Annotated in this window: 20 protein-coding genes; 13 read left to right on the forward strand and 7 right to left on the reverse strand. The window is 62.5% G+C overall.

What is annotated here, in order from left to right:
• Positions 1-374 precede the first annotated feature (374 nt).
• The 8 genes from rpmH to Q363_RS01655 all read left to right on the forward strand — a co-directional run bounded on the left by rpmH (position 375) and on the right by Q363_RS01655 (position 5,546).
• A complete protein-coding gene (gene rpmH / locus Q363_RS01620) occupies positions 375-530 on the forward strand; it encodes a 50S ribosomal protein L34 (protein ID WP_035347285.1) in 156 nt (51 codons plus the stop codon).
• 287 nt (positions 531-817) lie between these two features.
• Complete coding sequence (locus Q363_RS35550; protein ID WP_051978223.1) at positions 818-1,300, forward strand: cupin domain-containing protein; 483 nt, start codon at positions 818-820, stop codon at positions 1,298-1,300.
• A 158-nt stretch (positions 1,301-1,458) separates the two neighbouring features.
• Entirely contained in the window at positions 1,459-1,827 is a 369-nt protein-coding gene (rnpA, locus tag Q363_RS01630; protein WP_035347287.1) for a ribonuclease P protein component, read from the forward strand.
• 5 nt (positions 1,828-1,832) lie between these two features.
• Positions 1,833-2,075 carry a membrane protein insertion efficiency factor YidD gene (gene yidD, locus Q363_RS01635; protein WP_051978224.1) on the forward strand — a complete coding sequence of 81 codons (243 nt, stop codon included), beginning with the start codon at positions 1,833-1,835 and terminating at the stop codon, positions 2,073-2,075.
• Positions 2,076-2,146: 71 nt separating this feature from the next.
• Complete coding sequence (locus Q363_RS01640) at positions 2,147-2,497, forward strand: PadR family transcriptional regulator (RefSeq protein WP_035347289.1); 351 nt, start codon at positions 2,147-2,149, stop codon at positions 2,495-2,497.
• Positions 2,494-2,886 (forward strand): hypothetical protein, encoded by a 393-nt coding sequence (locus Q363_RS01645; protein ID WP_035347291.1) that lies wholly within the window; start codon positions 2,494-2,496, stop codon positions 2,884-2,886. The genes Q363_RS01640 and Q363_RS01645 overlap by 4 nt, the downstream gene beginning before the upstream one ends.
• Before the next feature lie 22 nt (positions 2,887-2,908).
• Positions 2,909-3,673, forward strand: coding sequence for an ABC transporter ATP-binding protein (locus Q363_RS01650; RefSeq protein ID WP_035347293.1), 765 nt, complete (start codon positions 2,909-2,911; stop codon positions 3,671-3,673).
• A 166-nt stretch (positions 3,674-3,839) separates the two neighbouring features.
• Positions 3,840-5,546, forward strand: a complete 1,707-nt coding sequence (locus Q363_RS01655) for a hypothetical protein (protein ID WP_035347295.1) — start codon at positions 3,840-3,842, stop codon at positions 5,544-5,546.
• Positions 5,547-5,559: 13 nt separating this feature from the next.
• Here the strand turns inward: Q363_RS01655 and Q363_RS01660 are convergent, their stop codons facing one another.
• Positions 5,560-5,922 (reverse strand): nuclear transport factor 2 family protein, encoded by a 363-nt coding sequence (locus Q363_RS01660; protein ID WP_035347297.1) that lies wholly within the window; start codon positions 5,920-5,922, stop codon positions 5,560-5,562.
• A 236-nt stretch (positions 5,923-6,158) separates the two neighbouring features.
• Between Q363_RS01660 and yidC the strand changes: the two genes are divergently transcribed.
• From yidC to Q363_RS01675, 3 genes are all read left to right on the forward strand, one after another.
• Positions 6,159-7,973, forward strand: coding sequence for a membrane protein insertase YidC (gene yidC, locus Q363_RS01665; RefSeq protein WP_035347299.1), 1,815 nt, complete (start codon positions 6,159-6,161; stop codon positions 7,971-7,973).
• A gap of 229 nt (positions 7,974-8,202) precedes the next feature.
• The gene (locus Q363_RS01670) at positions 8,203-10,755 is read left to right on the forward strand and encodes an ABC transporter permease (RefSeq protein WP_245631978.1); all 2,553 of its coding nucleotides are present in this window, start codon (positions 8,203-8,205) and stop codon (positions 10,753-10,755) included.
• A 372-nt stretch (positions 10,756-11,127) separates the two neighbouring features.
• Positions 11,128-11,748, forward strand: coding sequence for a Jag family protein (locus Q363_RS01675; RefSeq protein ID WP_035347712.1), 621 nt, complete (start codon positions 11,128-11,130; stop codon positions 11,746-11,748).
• A gap of 15 nt (positions 11,749-11,763) precedes the next feature.
• Here Q363_RS01675 and Q363_RS01680 read toward each other — a convergent pair whose 3' ends face one another.
• The 5 genes from Q363_RS01680 to thrS form a co-directional block, all read right to left on the reverse strand.
• Positions 11,764-12,462 (reverse strand): PEP-CTERM sorting domain-containing protein, encoded by a 699-nt coding sequence (locus Q363_RS01680; RefSeq protein ID WP_035347301.1) that lies wholly within the window; start codon positions 12,460-12,462, stop codon positions 11,764-11,766.
• Between the two features lie 183 nt (positions 12,463-12,645).
• Positions 12,646-13,176, reverse strand: coding sequence for an SRPBCC family protein (locus Q363_RS37695; RefSeq protein ID WP_084079832.1), 531 nt, complete (start codon positions 13,174-13,176; stop codon positions 12,646-12,648).
• A 258-nt stretch (positions 13,177-13,434) separates the two neighbouring features.
• Positions 13,435-14,727, reverse strand: a complete 1,293-nt coding sequence (locus Q363_RS01690; protein WP_051978226.1) for an outer membrane beta-barrel protein — start codon at positions 14,725-14,727, stop codon at positions 13,435-13,437.
• A gap of 20 nt (positions 14,728-14,747) precedes the next feature.
• Positions 14,748-15,149: an SRPBCC family protein gene (locus tag Q363_RS01695; protein ID WP_245631979.1), complete on the reverse strand. Its 402-nt coding sequence runs from the start codon at positions 15,147-15,149 to the stop codon at positions 14,748-14,750.
• A gap of 84 nt (positions 15,150-15,233) precedes the next feature.
• Positions 15,234-17,279 (reverse strand): threonine--tRNA ligase, encoded by a 2,046-nt coding sequence (gene thrS, locus Q363_RS01700; RefSeq protein ID WP_035347303.1) that lies wholly within the window; start codon positions 17,277-17,279, stop codon positions 15,234-15,236.
• Positions 17,280-17,424: 145 nt separating this feature from the next.
• Here thrS and Q363_RS01705 point away from each other — a divergent pair, with 145 nt between their 5' ends.
• Positions 17,425-17,682 carry a hypothetical protein gene (locus Q363_RS01705; RefSeq protein ID WP_157466466.1) on the forward strand — a complete coding sequence of 86 codons (258 nt, stop codon included), beginning with the start codon at positions 17,425-17,427 and terminating at the stop codon, positions 17,680-17,682.
• A 26-nt stretch (positions 17,683-17,708) separates the two neighbouring features.
• Here the strand turns inward: Q363_RS01705 and Q363_RS01710 are convergent, their stop codons facing one another.
• Positions 17,709-18,380, reverse strand: a complete 672-nt coding sequence (locus Q363_RS01710) for a TetR/AcrR family transcriptional regulator (RefSeq protein WP_035347307.1) — start codon at positions 18,378-18,380, stop codon at positions 17,709-17,711.
• A 41-nt stretch (positions 18,381-18,421) separates the two neighbouring features.
• Here Q363_RS01710 and Q363_RS01715 point away from each other — a divergent pair, with 41 nt between their 5' ends.
• A complete protein-coding gene (locus tag Q363_RS01715; protein WP_035347310.1) occupies positions 18,422-19,309 on the forward strand; it encodes an aldo/keto reductase family oxidoreductase in 888 nt (295 codons plus the stop codon).
• Positions 19,310-19,317 lie beyond the last annotated feature (8 nt).

Genomic DNA, 19,317 nt, shown 5'->3' on the forward strand with positions numbered 1-19,317 from the left:
CCTGCAGAAAAAATCTTGCGAATCGGGTTCGATAGTAGCACGGATTTCCAGAGCCTTTTCAAGCTCCCCCTCCGAAAAAAATGGAGTTGCACCATCTACGGTGAAGAAGGGAATTTCTTCCGCTATGCCTTAGGAAATTCGTCCGCTTATCGGAAGAATCTCTATCAACTCGAAGGACTTTGTGATATGCCTTACGAGTCTCATTCCCCTCTTCGAGCATTACAACTTTCGTTTCGTCGAGAACCCCCTGCCCGGGCCTCCCGCCGCGCGCAAGGCCCCTGTGAAAATCCAGTCCGATAGGGTACAATCAATACTTGCTGCAAGAAGCGAATTTGATCGGCAGGAGACTCCTGCCACTTTGAGGAGTTAGTTCCATGCCGAAGCGTACCTTTCAACCCAACCGCCGCCGCCGCTCCAAGACCCACGGCTTCCTGAGCCGCATGAAGACCAAGGCTGGCGCCAACGTTCTCAGCCGCCGCCGCGCCAAGGGCCGTCACAAGATCGCCGTCAGCGCCGGTTACCGCGACTAGTTCTTTCCTCTCATAGGGACGCCACCCCGGCGTCCCTCCTTCGGGTTCCCCAAATCAAAAAATTCTGTGAGCGCCTGCGTGTTTCTCAACACTTAGCCTCAGTTACAGCCTGACGGGGCTTCAGAGGGGGGCACTCACAAATCCCCGCAGATCCGCCGCATCACAGGCGCTCCCTCTCCGCTCGTCACACTCCTCCCGCCGCTTGTCACAAAGGCCTTGTCCCTCCGCGTCGAACAGCGCACTCAGTCATCCTTTCCTCCAGAGCTAAGTCGAAAAGGAGAAACGGAATGAGTTCCGCTGCATTTGACCGTGCCCTCCCCCCGCTACATCCTGTACCGTCTGCGTCCTCGTCTCGCCGTCGCTTCGCTGTTCTCGGTGCAACCATCGACATCCACGCCACGCTCGACGACACCGGCAGCAGCACCTCCGTCATCGAGCTCGGCATCCCGCCACGCTTCCCCGGAGCGCCGCCGCACCTACACCAGCACATGACCGAGAGCTTCTACGTGCTCGAAGGAACCATCGAGGTGTCCCGCGAACAGGAGCGCATCCAGGCGCGCCGCGGCGACTTCCTCCTCATCCCTCCGCACACCGTCCACGCCTATCGCAATGCCACTGATGCGCCGGCACGCTTCCTCGTCATGGCCCCCGGGCACGACCGCTTCTTCTTCGAACTCGTCGACTGGATGCACCGCGAGCCCGTCTGGCCTCCCACCGATCGCCAGGCCCTCATCGACTTCGGCCGTCGCCACGACACCATCTACGTCTAACGACCTCCCCAACCAACCCGCGAACGAGCAAGCCTACCTTCGCGGGAATTTTTTTGCCGCGTCACGCCTTCGCATGCCCGAGCATAGCGCGCGACTAATCCGATCGACGCGATAGACTGGAGTCTCCGCGGCGCATCGAACGTCCGCCACACCCAGCCATGGCGCTCACATTTCGCCTCCGCAAACACGCCGATTACCAGCGCGTCTACCAGTCCAGCCGCAAGCAGTTCTCGCGTCAGATGACCTACTTCGTCGCCCCTCGTCCCGCGGACTCCACCTTCACCGAACCCACCCCGCGCATCGGACTCACCGTCGGCAAGGTCATGGGCAAGGCCGTCGATCGCAACCGCATCAAGCGCCGCATGCGCGAGGCGGTGCGCCGCAACATCGCCGCTCTTGAAGGCCCCATCGACGTCGTCCTGCATCCGCGCCGCAGCATCATCGATCTCGACTTCGCCACTCTCGACCGCGAGGTCGCGCACGTCTTCCGTACCATCCAGAAGGCCGCGCAATCGTCGCAGCACTAAACGCCATGCCCGACCCCGAGCACAGCCCCGCTGCCCGCGCTCTCTTCCGCATCTACAAATCCGTGCTCTCCCCCGCGCTGCACGTCATCAGCCCGTCGCAGTGCCTCTACCTCCCCACCTGCTCGGAGTACGCCTACATCGCTCTCACGCGCTTCGGTGCCATCAAAGGCTCGTGGCTCACCCTGCGCCGCATCGCCCGCTGCCACCCCTTCGCCAAAGGCGGCCTCGACCCCGTCCCCGACCGCTGAGTGCCGCCGCAAAAAAATTCTTGCCCGACTAGTCGGAATCCGATATAGTCGGCTTCCGACCAGGAGCTGTTATGAAGGACGCCACCAAATCCTCACCACTCTCTACTGCCGCGCAATACATCCTCCTCGCCCTCGCCAGCGAAGACCTGCACGGCTATGGCATCCTCCAGGAGATTGCCCGGCAGACCCAGGGCGCCTATCGCATCGGCCCCGGCACCCTCTACGACAACCTGAAGAAGCTGATGGATGCCAAACTCGTCATCGACGCACCCCGCACCAGCCGCAACAAAGATGACGACCGCCGCTTCTACCGCCTCACTCCCGCAGGCCGTGTCGTCCTCTCCGCCGAGGTCGAACGCCTCCAAAGCATCGTCCAACAAGCCCAGCTCCGTCTCCGCGAAAGGAAGCCGCGCAACGTATGACATCGATCCTCCGCCTGGCCTATCGCGTCATCCTTCGATTGCATCCGCACTCCTTCCGCTCCGAATTCGGCGACGAGATGTTGTGGATCTTCGACGAGCAGCTCCACTCCGGCACCGCGGCTGAGCTTCTGTTCGACGGCGTCCGTTCCCTCGTCACCCAGCACGCCGCACGCGAGCGCAGCCCCCAGGTCGTCGAAGGCTGCTATCACGAGATCAACTCCGCGCCACCACTCTTCCGATTCACCCAGGCAGGCTCCATCATCCTCACCATCGCCTTCGTCTTCAGCCTGCTCTTCACCCACCTGGTGCCAAAGGTCACGCGCACCGACTACGCCGCACAAAAGAGCTGGCTCTTCGCACGGATTCAGGTTCTCACTTCATTCCATTAGATAGCCCGCAACGAGGCGATCCATGATCGAGCTTCGCAACATCACGAAACGCTACTCCAGCCTAGCGGTGGTCGAAGACGTCAGCTTCGTTGCGCGCGCAGGTGAGATCACCGGCTACCTCGGCCCCAACGGCTCCGGCAAATCCACCACGATGAAGATCATCACCGGCCTCATCGAGCCCAGCTCCGGCGAAGTGCTCTTCGACGGCCGCCCAATTCGCGACGACCTGATGGCCTACCGCCAGCGCATGGGCTACGTTCCCGAGGAGCCGCATCTCTACACGCACCTCAGTGGCATCGAGTACCTCGTCATGGTCGCGCAGCTTCGCGCCATGGATCGCACCGCGGCCAACGTGCGCATACGCGGCCTTCTGCGCCTCTTCGGCCTCTACAGCGACCGCGACGTTCCCATGTCTTCCTACTCCAAGGGCATGCGCCAGAAGATCCTTCTCTCCGCCGCGCTCCTGCACAACCCCGATCTCGTCCTGCTCGACGAGCCCTTCTCCGGACTCGACGTCGGCACATCGCTGGTGCTGCGCAGCCTCATCGAAGAGCTCGCCCGTCGCGGCAAGGTCGTCCTCTTCAGCTCGCATGAGCTCGAGACCGTCGAACGCATCTGCTCCCACGTCATCATCCTGCATCGCGGCAAGGTCGTCGCCGACGACTCCATCGAGCACCTCCGCACACTCATGGAGCTGCCCACGCTCGAAGGCATCTTCTCCCAGCTCGCCATCGAGCATGACTTCCTTGCCATCTCACGCGAGATCGCGGACCTCATCCATGCATAGACCATGTCATCTGCCGTATAGAAACCGATGGGGCAAACGTAAACAGACGTCACGAAAAACAGTGTCATCCTCAGCGGATCCTGAAGCGAACGAAGTGAGTCGAAGGGGTAGTCGAAGGATCTGCGGTTCGCGTGCAGCGCCACTTCTCTTGAAGGAATTCGTGAATATGCTTGGACAGTTAATACCACCAAGCTGGAACCGCTTCATATTCCAGTTCCGCGTCCTCTATCGCGTCTTCCTCCTCCGCGTCATCGATCTCGAGGTCCTCTCCTCCGACGGCGACCCCTCGCGCCTCATGGGCCAGTTCGCCTCCGTCTTCGCCACCCTTAGCTTCTTCTGCACCTTCCCCGTGCCGTTCCTCATCGTCGGGCGTCGCCCCATCCCCGTACCTGCCGCCTACATGTTCGAGCACTTCTTCATCGAGACCACGATGTCCATCGCCGGGCTCATGGCTGTCCTCAGCTGGGACTCCGCCTTTCCCGACCGCCGCGACATGCTCGTCCTCGGTCCTCTGCCCATGCGCTCGAGCACCCTCTTCTTCTCGAAGATCGCCGCCCTCTTTGCCGCGCCCGCGCTGGCGATCCTCAGCTTCAACCTCTTCACAGGCTTCGGATGGCCCCTGGTCTTCGCCGTCGGGGTCGGCAGTCAGTTCAGCCTGCTGCGCACGCTGCCCGCCTACTGGTTCACCGTCTTCGCCGCAGGAGCCTTCCTCGTCTTCACCGTGCTCGCTCTTCAGGGACTCGCCGCCAACCTGCTTCCGCGCCAGATCTTCCTGCGCCTCTCCGCAATATTGCAGGCAGCCGCGCTGTGCCTTCTGCTCAGCGCCTACTTCCTCGGCCCTTCCTTCAACTCGCCCGCCGCCCTCGCCGCGCCCCAGAACCAGCGCACGCTTCAGTGGCTCCCGGCCTACTGGTTCCTCGGACTCTTCAATCAGTTAAACGGCTCCATGCGTCCTGAGCTTGCGCCCCTCGCGCATCACGCCTGGATCGCGCTTGCTCTGTCGGCTCTCGGCGCACTCACCGCCCTGCTGCTCTCCTACTTCCGCATGCTTCCCCGTATCGTCGAGCAGCCGGACATCCTGCCCTCCGCGCGTACGCGCTCCTTCGGCCTCGGCTTCTCGCTCGGAACATCGCTGGCCGGAGTCATCACTCTCTTCAGCCTGCGCACCCTGCTCCGCAGCCGACAGCACCGCATGATCCTCAGCTTCTACGTCGGCATCGGACTCACCATCATCCTCGGCTTCATCGACACGAAGTTCGTACAGGCCGGCGCATTGCATCCGGGATTGAACACAACCTTCCTTCTCGCCAGCGTCCTCACCGTCTCACTCACCGTCCTCGCCCTGCGCGTCGTCATCGCCATCCCCATCACGCTGCGCGCCAACTGGATCTTCCGCGTCACCCAGGTTCGTCAGGCACACCGGTACCACCGCGCCGTCCGCGTCTCTCTGCTACTCATCGGAGTCGCTCCCGCGCTGCTGGCTCTCTCCACGGCTCTCTTCCAAGGAGACCCCCCTCCACAGATCGCCGGCCACCTCATCACGATGGCGCTCCTCGGCATCCTCATCGTCGAGCTCTGCCTCCTCACCTTCCAGAAGATCTCTTTCGCCTGCTCCTACCTGCCCGGCAAGGCGAACCTCCACTTCGTCTTCTGGGCCGCGCTCTTCGCCTCCATCTACTGGCTCAAACAAGCCGCAGACTTCGAAGGCCGCATGCTCGCCAACCCCCGCAGCTTCGCACTCATGGTCGCCGTTCTCGCCGTCGCCGCAATCCTCCTGCACGTCGTCACCAGCCTGCGAGCGCGACAGTCCACCCAGCTCATCTTCGAAGAAGACCTGCTGCCCGAGATCGTCTCACTCAAGCTAAACCAGTGACGGGCGCCAAGGTCTACTTCGGCTTATCGAGAAAGGTATACAGCGCTGTGATGCGTTCGCCGGCGACCACCACCACATCAAGCCCTGTGACGGCTGGCTCCTGCCCGGCAGGCCCGAACCCCCACCCAAGTCTTCCCAGGCCATGAAAGGCATCCAGCGGCTCACGCTCGACAAAGACGAACTCCGGAAACCTACGCAGCAAACTCTCCACGGCCTCATCCAGGGCCGCATAACCGGAATGCCTTCCTTCAGGATCGATGAAGACACCATCGGTGGCCCAGATCTCGGAAATCACGGCGAGACGTTTTGCCCGGTCACGCTCTCCAAACACGCCGTGCAGGTTCAGCTTCATCAACTCCTCGGTCGATCTCGGCATGGGTCTCTCCATGAATATTCCGTCTTTGAACTCGCGACTCAGATACAGCGACGACACCGAAGCACTGGCGGGCCAAACGCTGAGCCCCCGGGTGGGTCATGTATCCATAGATACTAAGTTAGTTCGGCTTGAATTTACGCCACTTCCCGGCACCATTTACCATAGAAGTTGCGTCTTTCGCGCCCCCGGCGCGTCCGTGCGTAAGTCCACGTCGTAACAGAACAGGAACCATCCCCTTGGCAGAGTTCAAAAACCCAAATCAGCAAGGCGGCGGCGGGCAGGACAGCCGATCGCTCTTCGTCATGATGTTCCTCATGCTGGCGGTCTTCTTCGGCCTCAGCTACTACCGCCAGAAGACGAACCCCCAGACGGCGAACCCGCAGCACGTGTCCTCCAACGCCCCCGCGCCCACTCAGTCGCAGCCCGCCGCCCAGCAGGCGGCGCCCGACGCAGCCGTCCCGGCGCCCACCGCCGCGAAGCCTTCTGCCACCCCCGCCGTTCAGGCCGCCGCCGAGCAGACCACCGTCGTCGAAAACGAGCTCTACCGCATCGAGTTCACCAATCGCGGAGCCCAGGTCAAGAGCTGGATCCTCAAACAGTACAAGGACTCCGACAACAAGCCCCTGAACCTCGTCCACACCCAGGCCGCCGAGCAGTACGGCTACCCGCTCTCGCTCCACACCTACGACGCCGCCCTCAGCACCGCGCTCAAGCAGGCGCTCTTCCAGCCCTCGGCCACCGGCAACGTCACCGCGCCCGCAACCCTCACCTTCAAGTACTCCGCCAACGGCGTCGACGTCACCAAGACCTTCTCCTTTGATGAGACCTACGTCCTCCACGCCGACGTCCAGGTCATCCGCAACGGCTCGCCCGTCCGCGCGCTCATCGCCTGGCCCGGCGGCTTCGGCGACCAGGACCATGCCGAGGCCTACGCCGGCGCCGAGGTCGACCTCTCCCGCAACGCGACCGAGGAGCACTTCGCCGCCAAGAAGGTCTCCGGCGGCGACACCCTCAATGGTCCCTTCGACTGGGCCGGCACCTCCGACACCTACTTCGCCGCCGTCTTCCTCCCCGACTCGCCAGGCACCGCCACCGTCGCCACGCTCCACAACGAGCTCGACGTCGCCAGGACCATCAAGCGCACCGGCTTCGGCTCCGGCTCGCCCGCCAAGGGAGCCATCAACGTCTCCGTCCTCGGTGCCGCGCTAGGCGATACCAGCGGCCACACCCAGACCCGCGTCTACGCCGGCCCCAAGGCCGTCAACATCCTCCGCAACATCTACTCCACCCCGTACAACGGCAAGCGCGTCTCGCTCGAGCCTCTGCTCGACTTCGGCTTCTGGGGCATCATCGGCAAGTTCCTCTTCCTCACCCTTCAGTGGATCCACTTGCACATCGTCGGCAACTGGGGATGGGCCATCATCGCCCTCACCCTCATCATCAACGTGCTTCTCCTCCCGCTGCGCATCAAGACCATGCAGTCCGGCCTCAAGATGCAGCGCATCCAGCCCCAGATGGACGCCATCAAGGAGAAGTACAAGAAGTACAAGATCAACGATCCCAAGCGCAACGAGATGAACGTGGAGATCATGAAGCTCCAGAAGGACAACGGAGTGAACATGTTCGGAGGCTGCATCCCGACCCTCGTCCAGCTCCCGCTGCTCTTCGCCTTCTTCACCATGCTCCCCAAGGTCGTCGAGCTGCGCCACGCCCACTGGGGCTGGCTGCCCGACCTCACCGCCGCCGACCCGTACCACATCCTGCCCATCGTCATGGTCGTCAGCCAGTTCCTCATGCAGTTCTACACGCCATCCCCCGGCGTCGACCCGCAGCAGCAGAAGATGATGGCCTTCATGATGCCCGCCATCTCCGGCTACTTCGTCTGGAACTACGCCTCCGGCCTCGGCCTCTACTGGGCCGTCGGAAACTTCTTCGGCATCGCCCAGCAGATGATCATGAACCGCACCTCCCTCGGCCGCGAGATGCGCGAGATCGCCGCCAAACGAGCCCGCCGCAAAGCCGGAGCCCCCGTCATCCAGGGCAAACGCTGAACGATACGAACGACCGAAGGGCTCCCGCAAGGGAGCCTTTCCTTTTGCCTATCCTAACTTGTCCAATAGCGGACATCGATCCCTGAAATCGAACAGCCACGCCTTCTCTCCCGTCCTCTAAGTTGCTGATCTCCCGTAAAAGCAGCCCCTCACGCAATGGCCTCGGACGTGCAACTTTCTGGAACCACGGCACCGTTCTGCGCCGTACCTGATCTGTGACTGGAGAGTAATGATGGAAGCGATCCTCAACGACCTGCGTCATGGACTACGCCGCCTGCGCCGCGCGCCCGGCTTCACCTTCACCGCGCTCGTCACCCTCGCCCTCGGCATCGGAGCCACCACCGCCATCTTCACTCTTACCTACCAGGTCGTCCTCCGCTCTATGCCCGTCGACCATCCCGAGCAGCTCTACAAGGTCGGCAAAGAGATTGAGTGCTGCGTCGATGGCGGGCTCCAGGGTCACTGGCGGATCTTCTCCTACGACCTCTACCGCACCCTCCGCGACCATACCCCCGGCATCGACGGGATGGCCGCCGTCCAGGCCGGAAACATCACCATCGGCGTACGCCGCAAGAGCGACACTGCCGCGCAGCCGCTCGAAGCCCGCGCCATCTCCGGCAACTACTTCTCCGTCCTCGGCGTGAAGCCCTTCGCCGGACGCCTCCTCACCCCCGACGACGACAAAGAAGGTGCGCCTCCGGTCGCCGTCATCAGTCACGCTATCTGGCAGTCCAAGTTCAACAGCGATCCAACTCTTGTCGGCTCCTCCGTCACCTTTACCGGTCATCCCTTCACCATCGTCGGTATCACCGCCAAAGGCTTTCTCGGTGATCGCAACTCCGCCGACCCCGCGGGCGTCTGGATTCCTCTCGCAGAGGAGCCAATCCTTGAACCGGAGCGCAAACTCTACATCCTGCCGCAGTCTCACTGGCTCGATATCCTCGTCCGCATCCGCGACCCCCGCTCCGTGCCCGCCGTCCAAAGCGCTATGCAGGTTGAGCTCCTACGCTGGATCCGCGCCAACCGTGGCGCGGCAACGCACGACTCTGAAGCCGATATCGCCAAGCAGACCACCGAGCTCGCCCCCGCCAGCGACGGCATCAACAACCTTCGCGACGAGTACGAAAAGAGCCTCACCATGCTGCAACTCATCGCTGCCTTCGTCCTCGTCATCGCCTGCGCCAACCTCGCTAACCTCATGCTCGTCCGCGGCGTAGCCCGCCGGCAGGAGCTCAGCGTCCGTAGCGCCCTTGGTGCCTCCCGCTCTCGCCTTGTTCGCGAGATGCTCGTCGAATCCATCACGCTCGCCATCTTCGGCGGCGCTCTCGGCCTCTTCGTTGCCTACGCCGGCGTCAAGGCCATCCTTGCCATCGTCATGCGCGGCGTCTCCGTCAATCCCCTCAGCGCCTCGCCCTCGCTCCCCGTCCTGCTCTTCGCTCTCGCCGTTTCCGCCATCACCGGCGTGCTCTTCGGCATCGCTCCCGCACTGCTCGCCTCACGGCTCGACCCCGCCGATGCTCTGCGCGGAGCTAATCGCACCACCGGAAACGTCAGCGGACTCCAGCGCGCTCTCGTCATCCTCCAGGCCGCGCTCTCCGTCGCTCTCGTCAGCACCTCCGGCCTCCTCATCCTCAGCCTCCAGCGGCTTCAGCAGCAGGACTTCCGCTTCGAGACCCACGGCCGCCTCATCGCCTTTACCGATCTTCAGTCCGCCGGCTACCAGTACGAGCAACTCGATGGACTCTACCGGCGGATCGACCAGACATTCGCCGCCATTCCCAACCTCTCCGACACCTCCTACGCCACCTACAGTCCCATGTCCTACAACAACTGGGGAACAGGCATTGCCATTCACGGTGGCGACCCCAACGCCCAGCTCAACGCCAGCTACACCTCCGTCAGTCCCCGTTTCTTCGACGCCGTTGGAACCCGCGTGCTTCAGGGACGCGTCTTTACCGAGAGCGATACCGCGACCAGCACGCACGTCGCCGTCGTCAATCAGACCTTCGTCAAAAAGTTCCTCAACGGCAAGCAGCCGATCGGCCTGCACTTTGGCCCTGATCCCAGCATGACCGGCGAGTATGAGATCGTCGGTGTCGTCGACGACAGCAAGTACGGTGACCCCTCACGCCCCACCAACCCCATGTTCTTCACCCCTATGGCGCAGACCACCAACTTCGAAACCATCGACGCCCCGGCTGTCATGCGCGAGCAGGCCATCAAGGGCGAGCGCTTCAAGCACTACGCCTCAAATCTCATTGTCCGCTACCAGGGCGACCCTGCCGAGGCCACGGCCCAGGTCCGCAAGGCGCTCGCGCGGATCGACTCCAACATCCCCATCCGCCAGCTCACCACCTACGACGAGCAGGTCGGCAACTACTTCACCCGCCAGACCCTGGTCGTCCGCCTCACTGCCATCTTCGGCGTGCTCGCCCTTATCCTCGCCTCCATCGGGCTCTACGGAGTCACTGCCTACAGCGTCGCCCGCCGCATCCCCGAGATCGGCCTCCGCATGGCTCTCGGGGCCGACCGCGCCAGCGTCGTCCGCCTCATCCTCAAGGGAGCCGCCACACAGATCGCCATCGGCCTCGCTATCGGCGTTCCCGCTGCCCTCATCGCCGGACACTTGCTCCAGTCGCAGCTCTACCAGGTCACCGGCTACAATCCCCGGACCATCCTTGCCGCCTGCGCCGCTCTCATCCTCAGCGCCGTCGTCGCAAGCGTCATGCCCGCACGCCGCGCCTCTGCCGTCGAGCCAATGCAGGCCCTCCGCACCGAATGATCCATCGCCGGGTGCCCATTCATGTGGCTTCATCGATGAGCAGGTCATTCGCGCAATGCGCGAACCGTTCTCTTCGCTCCCGAAATACTTCAGGCACACGCTGAAACCCGCACCAGCCGCGGCCCCAACCCACTTCTCCACAGCCGTTTTCTTGACACCGCCTGCTATTCTTAAATAAGAGAGAAAGAAAAAGAGCCCGGCCACCCGCCGGGCTCTGTCGTCTCCCCGAGAGCGGCCTACTTCACCGGAAGTACGGACCTATCTCCCATCCATTGAATACTTTGCACACTTTTGACGGGCGGGTGGGGTCCCCGGAGTTTTACTCCAGTGCAAACTTTTGTCACGCTTCTTCCGTATACTGAAGAGGTCCCGATGCAAGACCCTGAAGCAAATAAGAAGAAGGTAGCTGACTTCCTCCAGACCCTCACCTCCGCAGGCCGTCTGAATCTGAAGTTCAACATCCTCGCCAGCAACGGCCCCGTGCAACCGGGGTCCCCGGCCGACTCGTCGGCTGGGGTGGAAGTGCAACCCAACGCCAGCGACTCCGCCGGTGCAACCACTGCTGCTCCCGAAATCTCGGTCGAGCTCTCCGGCCCGGACGTCCCCCTCGTCCTCGCCCGCAACGGCGAACTCCTCCTCGCGATCGAACACGTCGCCGCCAAGATCCTCCGCTTCGAGCACGAGGACCACGACCGCATCTCCTTCGACGCCGACAACTTCAAGGTGCTCCGCCACCAGGAGCTTGTGCTCGCCGCCGAGGCTGCCATCGAGCGCGTCCGCCGCACCGGCCAGCCCTTCTCCTTCTCCCCCATGAGCTCCCGCGAACGCCGCCTGCTCCACCTCGCGCTCGCCCCCTCAGGACTCGCGACCGCCTCCTCCGGCGAAGGCCCGCGCCGCTTCGTCGTCCTCTACCCTGAGGGCGAAAAGCCTCCCGCCGAGCCGAGCCCCGCCGACCGCGCACAGGCCATCCGCCAGCGCTTCCGCCGCCGCTAGCTCCCGATCATCCGCTCAGGCGACCCGCAGCCGCCTCCGAATCGCTCCCGCCACGCCCGCAAGCCCCGTCGCCATCAGCACCAGGCTGCCCGGCTCCGGAGCCTCAGCCGTAGGAGGCGGCGGCGGTGGAGGAGGCGGATTATCCCCACCCGTTCCCGTTGCCGGAGGATTAAACGGCGTCTGTCCATGAGTTCCACCCCCACCTGGAAACCCTCCGAATCCCGGAGGATAGACCCCCCCGTACCCGCCCGTCGGGTAACCCACGCCACCCCCCGCATAACTCGGCGGCGCCGCCAGCGCCAGGAACCCTGGAGAATCCGACTCAAGCGGCATCTCATCCGGTTTGCGGTACGCGAGGAATGCAGGCATCGGGTCCTGCGGCAGATCTCCCAGTGCCGGGGTGTCCTCAGGAAGATCCCCGCACGCAAGTTCGAATTTGCGCAGCATCTCTTCGCGGCTCATCGGGGGCCTGCGGTGCGCCGGCAGAACATACGGCTTTGGCGTCGGCTTCGGATGAGTCAGTGCCGCGATCTTGCGATGAACGTAGCGGTGCAGCCGGTGCCGGGCTGCGTTCGCCCGCTTCACCGCGTTTGAGTGAGCCAGATCGTTGCGGTATTCCGCGATCCAGCGCTCGCACTCCGTCGAGGCGTGTACCCGAACACCTGCGGAGGCACAGACCAGAAGAATTACCAAGGCAAAGACAACACGGCGCATCAAAGTATCCCAGGCCCAGGGCGCGATTACTCACGCCCGAAATAGCAAATCTGCCTTGGAATTTGCAATTGATACGCCAAAGAATTATGTGCAGGGATCGCCCACATTTGTGTGCAATTTGCAGAAAACGTAACGCTTCTTTTTCCCTCTTACAAAGAATCGGGGAAGGCGTTTTCCTCTGAGCTAGGCAAATCGTTGCATCTTAGCAACCTTTGCGCGAGGCTCCGAAACCGCCTCTGAATCTTGCCCGCCTTGCAGGAAGGTTTGCCACTCGACTGATTCTGCCGCCCGCTTAACCCTCATGTGGCGCCGGACAAGCAGCCTCATCACATGCTTCTTCAGAAGCAGTCTCCCGACCACGTCGCCCATCGATCCCATCGGTGCCGTAAAGTGAACCTCATCTCGCATCCGGGTTCCGTCGTCCATCGGAGCGAAGTGATGCTCGTGCACATAGTGCCGGAAACCACCGGAGGCCATCACCTCCCGGTAGTAGGTGCAGGGCCGGATCTCCTCGATCCGGCATGTGTGGGATAGCCGGAGTCCACATCGCCATCCCTGCCAGGAGACGGTATCCCCCACCCGGAGCGATCCCGACCTCCTGCCATCGACCGCAGTCACCGATCCGGCCAACGCATGGAGCTCCGCGCAGGTCGCCAATCGGAAGCAGCGATCCACCGGGGCGTTTACCCAAGTTGTCAACCGAACCGTAACCATAGCCAAGACCGAATCCCCTGGGGAGGGTTGGCATCCGAAGATGCAAAGGAATCCTCTTACCCGGTAAACTCCATGTCCGTTGGATGCACACTCCGGCCCCGAGGAGAGCTATCGCTGCGCAAAAATCCCGTCACAATGTCTTGGCTGCGCCACAAACTCTTTTATTTCAGTGTGTTCTCAATAAGGCAGCACGCTAACCACGCAAGCAACGGTGCCTGCGCGGTTAGCGTGCCGGAGGATGTTCACGATCCCCGTGCGTCAAAACAGATACTTGACCGCAAGCTGCAGCTCACGATTGTTGATCTTTGTCGACGATATCTGACCGAACGCGCTCGCTCCGAGCGACGCGCCGGGGTTGGAGAACTGCGGCGTGTTCAGGGCGTTAAAGGCTTCGAACCGAACCTGCAGGTTGTGCGACTCCGCATACGGCATCGCAAAGTTCTTCATCACCGAGACGTTCACGGTCTTTACTCCCGGTCCTATGAGGTAGTTCCTGGGCGTCGTTCCGAAGGCGTATCCGCTCAGCGCGAAGGCGTTGCTGTTGTACCAGCCGTTGATCGCCGACTTGTTCGAGAGGTAGGGATTCGCGCCGGGCACCAGGCTGGGCCGCTGCCATGGATTGTCGTTGTTCTGCGAGTCCGTGCTCTGCGTTACGTTCACCGGGTTTCCTGAGGCCAGGGCGATCAGCCCATTCAGCGTCCACCCGTTGGCCGCCAGCCCCGCCATCTTGCTCTGGGCGAAGTCCGGCAGCCGATAGACGTAGGCCACGACGAGGTTGTGCCGCTGGTCGTTGGTCCCGTTTGCCCACTCATGCGGATGTCGCACGTCCTGGCAGGTGCAACCGCCCGTATTGGTCGAGTTGCCTTGGTTGTCGAACATGTGCGACCAGACGTACGAGGCCGTGATATTCGAGCGCGGATTCACCCTCCACTCCAGGTGTTCCTGCAGGGCGTTGTAGTTCGATGCTCCCGTGAAGTCCAGAGCGCGAATGCGCGCAAACGTCGGATACGGCCGCCGCGTCTGGATGGTGCCCGGACCCGGCTGCGGCGAGTTGTAGTACTGGATGCTGGTATCAAGGTCCGATCCGTGCGTGCCGACATACGACGTGTCCAACACCAGCTTGCCGAATTGCTGTTCGATCGTCGCATTCCACGTCTGCACCATCGCATCAGGACGGTGTCGGTCGGCAGGCATCGTCACCACGTTGAAGAAGGGGTTCGCCGGATACAGCGCCGCCGGAACCGGAGTCTGGATACTGGCCACCGGAGGTGCCGTCGGCCCCGAGTTCGGATTCGTGATCGTCAGGCTTCCCGCCGTCGGCGGATTCAGCTGCAGGATGTTGATGTTGTCGAACTGGCCGCCGTAGTACGTGATGCCGTAGCCTCCGCGGATGATCGTCGTCGGGGTCCAACTCCACGCAAAGCCCAGTCGCGGCGCGAGGTCCTTGTACGTGATGCTCCATATATCGTTCAGCCGCTGCCCCGGAGCCGGCGTCAGCACCGGCGGCGTCTGGCTGAAGTCCAGCGTGCGCGACACATTGTTGGTATCCACTGGCGACTTAGCGTCCGGACTTATCGTTCGTTAGCGAGGTATCGCTGCCAACCGTTCGATTCAGCAATTCTCTTAATTGTGGTGTTTCGCTCCACGAGAAATCGCCGCATGTAGTCGCGAAGAACAAGCCTCTCCGCCATCAAGCCCAATGCGCCGAAGGGCGCCGCGAACTCCAGGACATCACGCATGATCGTCTCATCGCCGACCGCTTCGAAAAAGTGCTCATGACGAAAGCTTTTAAATGCGCCATAGGTCATCTCGTCGCAGAAGAAGCGATATGGCTCATAGTCCACGATCTTACTAGTGTGGCGCAGTCGAAATCCGAAGTGCGTGCCCTCCCACGTGACTGACTCGCCATGGCCGATCAATCCATTCGTCACGCCGGCTATCGCTCGTTCACCCGTAGGAACGGTCGAATCCATGTGCAGATCAACACTCAAAGACAATAGAAAGCACCGCTCCGCAGAAGCAGCGATCCTCGTCTCGAGGCGGACCGTTTGCACCGACTACAGCCCTACGCCTCGGCTCGCCACCAAGCCGTTCGCTCTCTCAATAAACCTAGTCAACGCAACCGAGCCCTCATCGCCCTTGCCGCGCGTGCGCACGCTCACCGCCCCGCTTGCGGCTTCCTTGTCGCCCATCACGAGCACGAACGGAACCTTCTGCATCGTAAACTCGCGGATCTTCGCGTTCATCTTCTCGTTGCGCGCGTCGAGTTCCACGCGCAGGCCGGCGGCCTCCAGCTCGCGCTTCACCTTCGTCGCGTAGTCGAGATGCTTCTCACTGATGGGAACGATGCCCACCTGCACCGGAGCCAGCCACATCGGGAACGCTCCCGCGTAGTGCTCGATCAGCACGCCGAAGAACCGCTCCACTGAGCCAAACAGCGCACGATGCACCATCACCGGGCGATGCTTCTCGCCGTCCTCGCCCGTGTACTCGAGCTCAAAGCGCTGCGGCAGGTTAAAGTCAAATTGAACTGTGGACAACTGCCACAGCCGGCCCAGCACGTCCACCAGCTTGATGTCGATCTTCGGCCCATAGAACGCGGCCTCACCGGGAATCTCGCGGTACGGAATCCCCTTCGCATCCAGCACCTTCTTGAGCGAGCCGACCGCCGTCTCCCAGTGCTCGGCCGAGCCGACGTAGCTCTTCTGGTCCTTCGGGTCCCACGTCGAAAGCTCTACCTTGAACTCAGCGAAGCCAAAGGCCTTCAGCACCTCGTCGGCGAACTCAACGCATGCCGCGATCTCGCTCTCAATCTGCTCCGGCGTGCAGAAGATGTGCGCATCGTCCTGCGTAAACCCACGCACGCGCAACAGCCCGTGCATCGTTCCCGACCGCTCGTAGCGATACACATTCCCCAGCTCCGCGTAGCGCTGCGGCAGGTCGCGATAGCTCTTCGGCGAGTTCTTGTAGATAAGGATGTGCCCCGGGCAGTTCATCGGCTTCAGCCGGTACTCAGCATCATCCAGCTCCATCGGCGGATACATGTTCCCCGAGTAAAATCCCTCGTGCCCGGAGATCTTCCACAGCTCCCGGCGCATGATGTGAGGCGTGAAGACCATCTCGTAGCCGCGGCGGATGCACTCATCGCGCATCCAGTCCTCCATCGTCTTGCGGATCAGCCCGCCCTTCGGGTGCCAGAAGATTAGCCCCGCGCCCGCGACCTCCTGGATCGAGAACAGATCAAGCTGCTTGCCCAGCACGCGATGATCGCGCGCCTTGATCTCCTCCAACCGCTTGAAGTGCTGCTCCATGTCCTTCGCGTTGAAGAAGGCCGTGCCGTAGACGCGCTGCAGCTGCTGGTTCTTCTCATCGCCCAGCCAGTAAGCTCCCGCGACCGACGTCACCTTGAACGCCTTCACCCGCCCCGTCGAGGGCACATGCGGCCCTCGGCAGAAGTCCGTGAAGCCGCCGTTCTTATAGAGCGAGATCTCGTCGCCCGGCTTCGTGAAACGCTCGATGAAGTGCACCTTCATGAAGTCGCCGTTGGCCCTGTACTCCGCGAGCCCCTTCTCGCGAGTCTCGTGCTCGCGCACAAACCTCTCGTCGCGCGCTACCACATCCGCCATGCGCTCTTCGATCGCAGCCAGGTCCGCCTCCGAGAAAGGCGTCTCGCGATACACGTCGTAGAAGTAGCCCGAGTCTGTTGCCGGCCCATGCCCCAGCTTCGTCTCCGGAAACAGCTCCAGGATCGCCGTCGCCATCACGTGCGCCGCCGAATGCCGCACTACCTTCAGCGCCGCCTCATCCGACTCCTTCAGCAGCTCCAGCGCAACGTCCTCGTTGAGCGGAGCCGCAAGGTCCACCAGCCGCTCGCCGGTCTCGGCGGCCGAGCTATACATCCCGGCCTCGCTCTGCGCCTCCGTCGCCTCGTCCTCTGCCGTCTCGCCCACAGGCGCAGGAACGGCCAGCGGACGAATCCGCGCCACAACGACAGCGGCGGCCAGCCGCGGAGAGATGCTCATGGCAACGTCATACGGTGTAGTCCCGCGCACAACCTCGCGCACCGACCCATCTGGAAGCTGTACCTTAATCTGCTCGCTCATAGTTCAATTTATCCAGCATATTTGCTTTACGGGCTGCGCACCAACTTCTGCAGTCGCGCCCGCATCTACCTCCATGAGCCCCCGGACCGCCACGCGGCCCAGAAATCGCAGCAATAGAATTTTGTTTTCCGTATCAGGAGTGCTTATGCAGGTTTTGTGCGCCCCCTCTGAATCGTCCCCTGACATCTACTGCCCCGTCTGCTTGATGGGCTTTCGCCTCTTCTGGGAGCGAACCAGCATCGCGGACCGCCAGGCCAGGCTTTCCGACATCTACGACAAGCTTCGGGAACATCACGCAGACCTCGCGGTTGTCGCACATCCCGAGACCCCGTTCACGATTCCAGAATGGTCCGGACTCCCGCAGTTCTCCGGTGCGGCCCTCCTCGGCGGAGCTTCGTTTTAACTGCTAAGCGCAACAATGCTCTCCCGCTAGCGCTCTGAGGCTCCAGCCCTGGCGCTGCTCGCTCTTGACGCCACCGCGCAGGCGTTCACATACGCCCGCACCATCACCTGCAGGCCCTCGCGCATGGCCTCGAGCGTCCCCGGAGCCTTGCTCGCCTCCAGCATCGTCCGGCTCACCCCGTACATCGCCGCTAACGCGGTCGCCGCTATCACGTGCACGTCTTCAGTGAAACTCGCGCCGGACGACTCCAGCATCTCCGAGATCGCCTTCATTCCACGCGGGGTGAGATGCCGCACAATCTCCGCCCCGCCCACATCGTCGCTCACGTAGTAGATCGCCTTGCTAGCCTCAACATCTCTCAGCTTGGCCGCCAGATACTCCGCCACGAGCACATCCGCCATCTGCTCCAGCGCCGCACCCCTTTGCTGAGCGCACGCGGCCTCGACCGCGCGCGTTATTTTTTCCATGTGCCTCCGCACCACCGCCTGCAGCAGCGAGCTCTTGTTCGGGAAGTACTGGTACAGCGTCCCGACCGAGACTCCGGCCCGCGCCGCGACCTTTGTCGTCGTCAGCCGCTGCTGGCCGACGCTGAGCAAAACCTGAATCGTCGCCTCGCAGATCGCCTCCACGCTCGCGTTCGAGCGTGCCTGAACTGGCGATTTTCGCGGCTCCAGCTGCGGTTTCGATCTCCTGGGCAAATGCGAACTCCTGAGGTAAAACTTTGCTCATCTAAAGAAACATGAGCGATCAAATAAATCTCGGCGGCACCTTCACTGTTACCGGTACGAACTTCAGTGTCAACCGCGTCGGCTACGGAGCCATGCAACTGGCCGGCCCTCACGCCTTCGGCCCGCCCAAAGACCGCGCCGCTGCCGTTGCCGTTCTGCAGGAGGCCGTCGCCACCGGCATCAACCACATTGACACCAGCGACTACTACGGTCCGCACGTCACCAACCAGATCATCAAGGAAGCGCTGCACCCGTACAAGGACAACCTCGTTATCGTCACCAAGGTCGGCGCTCGCCGCGGCCACGATGGCTCGTGGATCATGGACTCCTCGCGCCAGTGCCTCATCGGCGGCGTGCACGACAACCTCCGCAACCTCTCACTCGACGCGCTGGACGTGGTCAACCTCCGCGTAGGCGGCTTCACAACGCCGACCGACGGCTCGATCGAAGAGCCCTTTACGGTCCTCGCCGAGCTGCAGCGCCAGGGCCTCATCCGCCACCTCGGCCTCTCGAACGTCACCTCCGCGCAGCTCGCCGAAGCGCAAAAGATCGCCCCGGTCGTCGGTATCCAGAACTTCTACAACATCGCCAATCGCAGTGACGACAGCTTCATCGCCGCGCTCGCTGCGCAGGGCATCGCCTACGTCCCCTTCTTCCCGCTCGGTGGCTTCACGCCATTGCAGTCGTCCACGCTTGACGCAGCTGCAAAGGCCCTCGACGCCACACCCATGCAGGTCGCACTGGCATGGCTGCTCCAGCGCGCGCCCAACATGCTGCTGATCCCCGGCACCTCCTCGGTCGCGCACCTTCGCGAGAACATCGCCGCCGCCAACCTGAAACTGCCGCCCGAGATCCTGGAAGGTCTGAACGCGATCGCAATCGTGGCGGCCGAGCGCTAATCGGACAC

This window comes from Edaphobacter aggregans DSM 19364 (assembly GCF_000745965.1).
Taxonomy (GTDB): Bacteria; Acidobacteriota; Terriglobia; order Terriglobales; family Acidobacteriaceae; genus Edaphobacter; species Edaphobacter aggregans.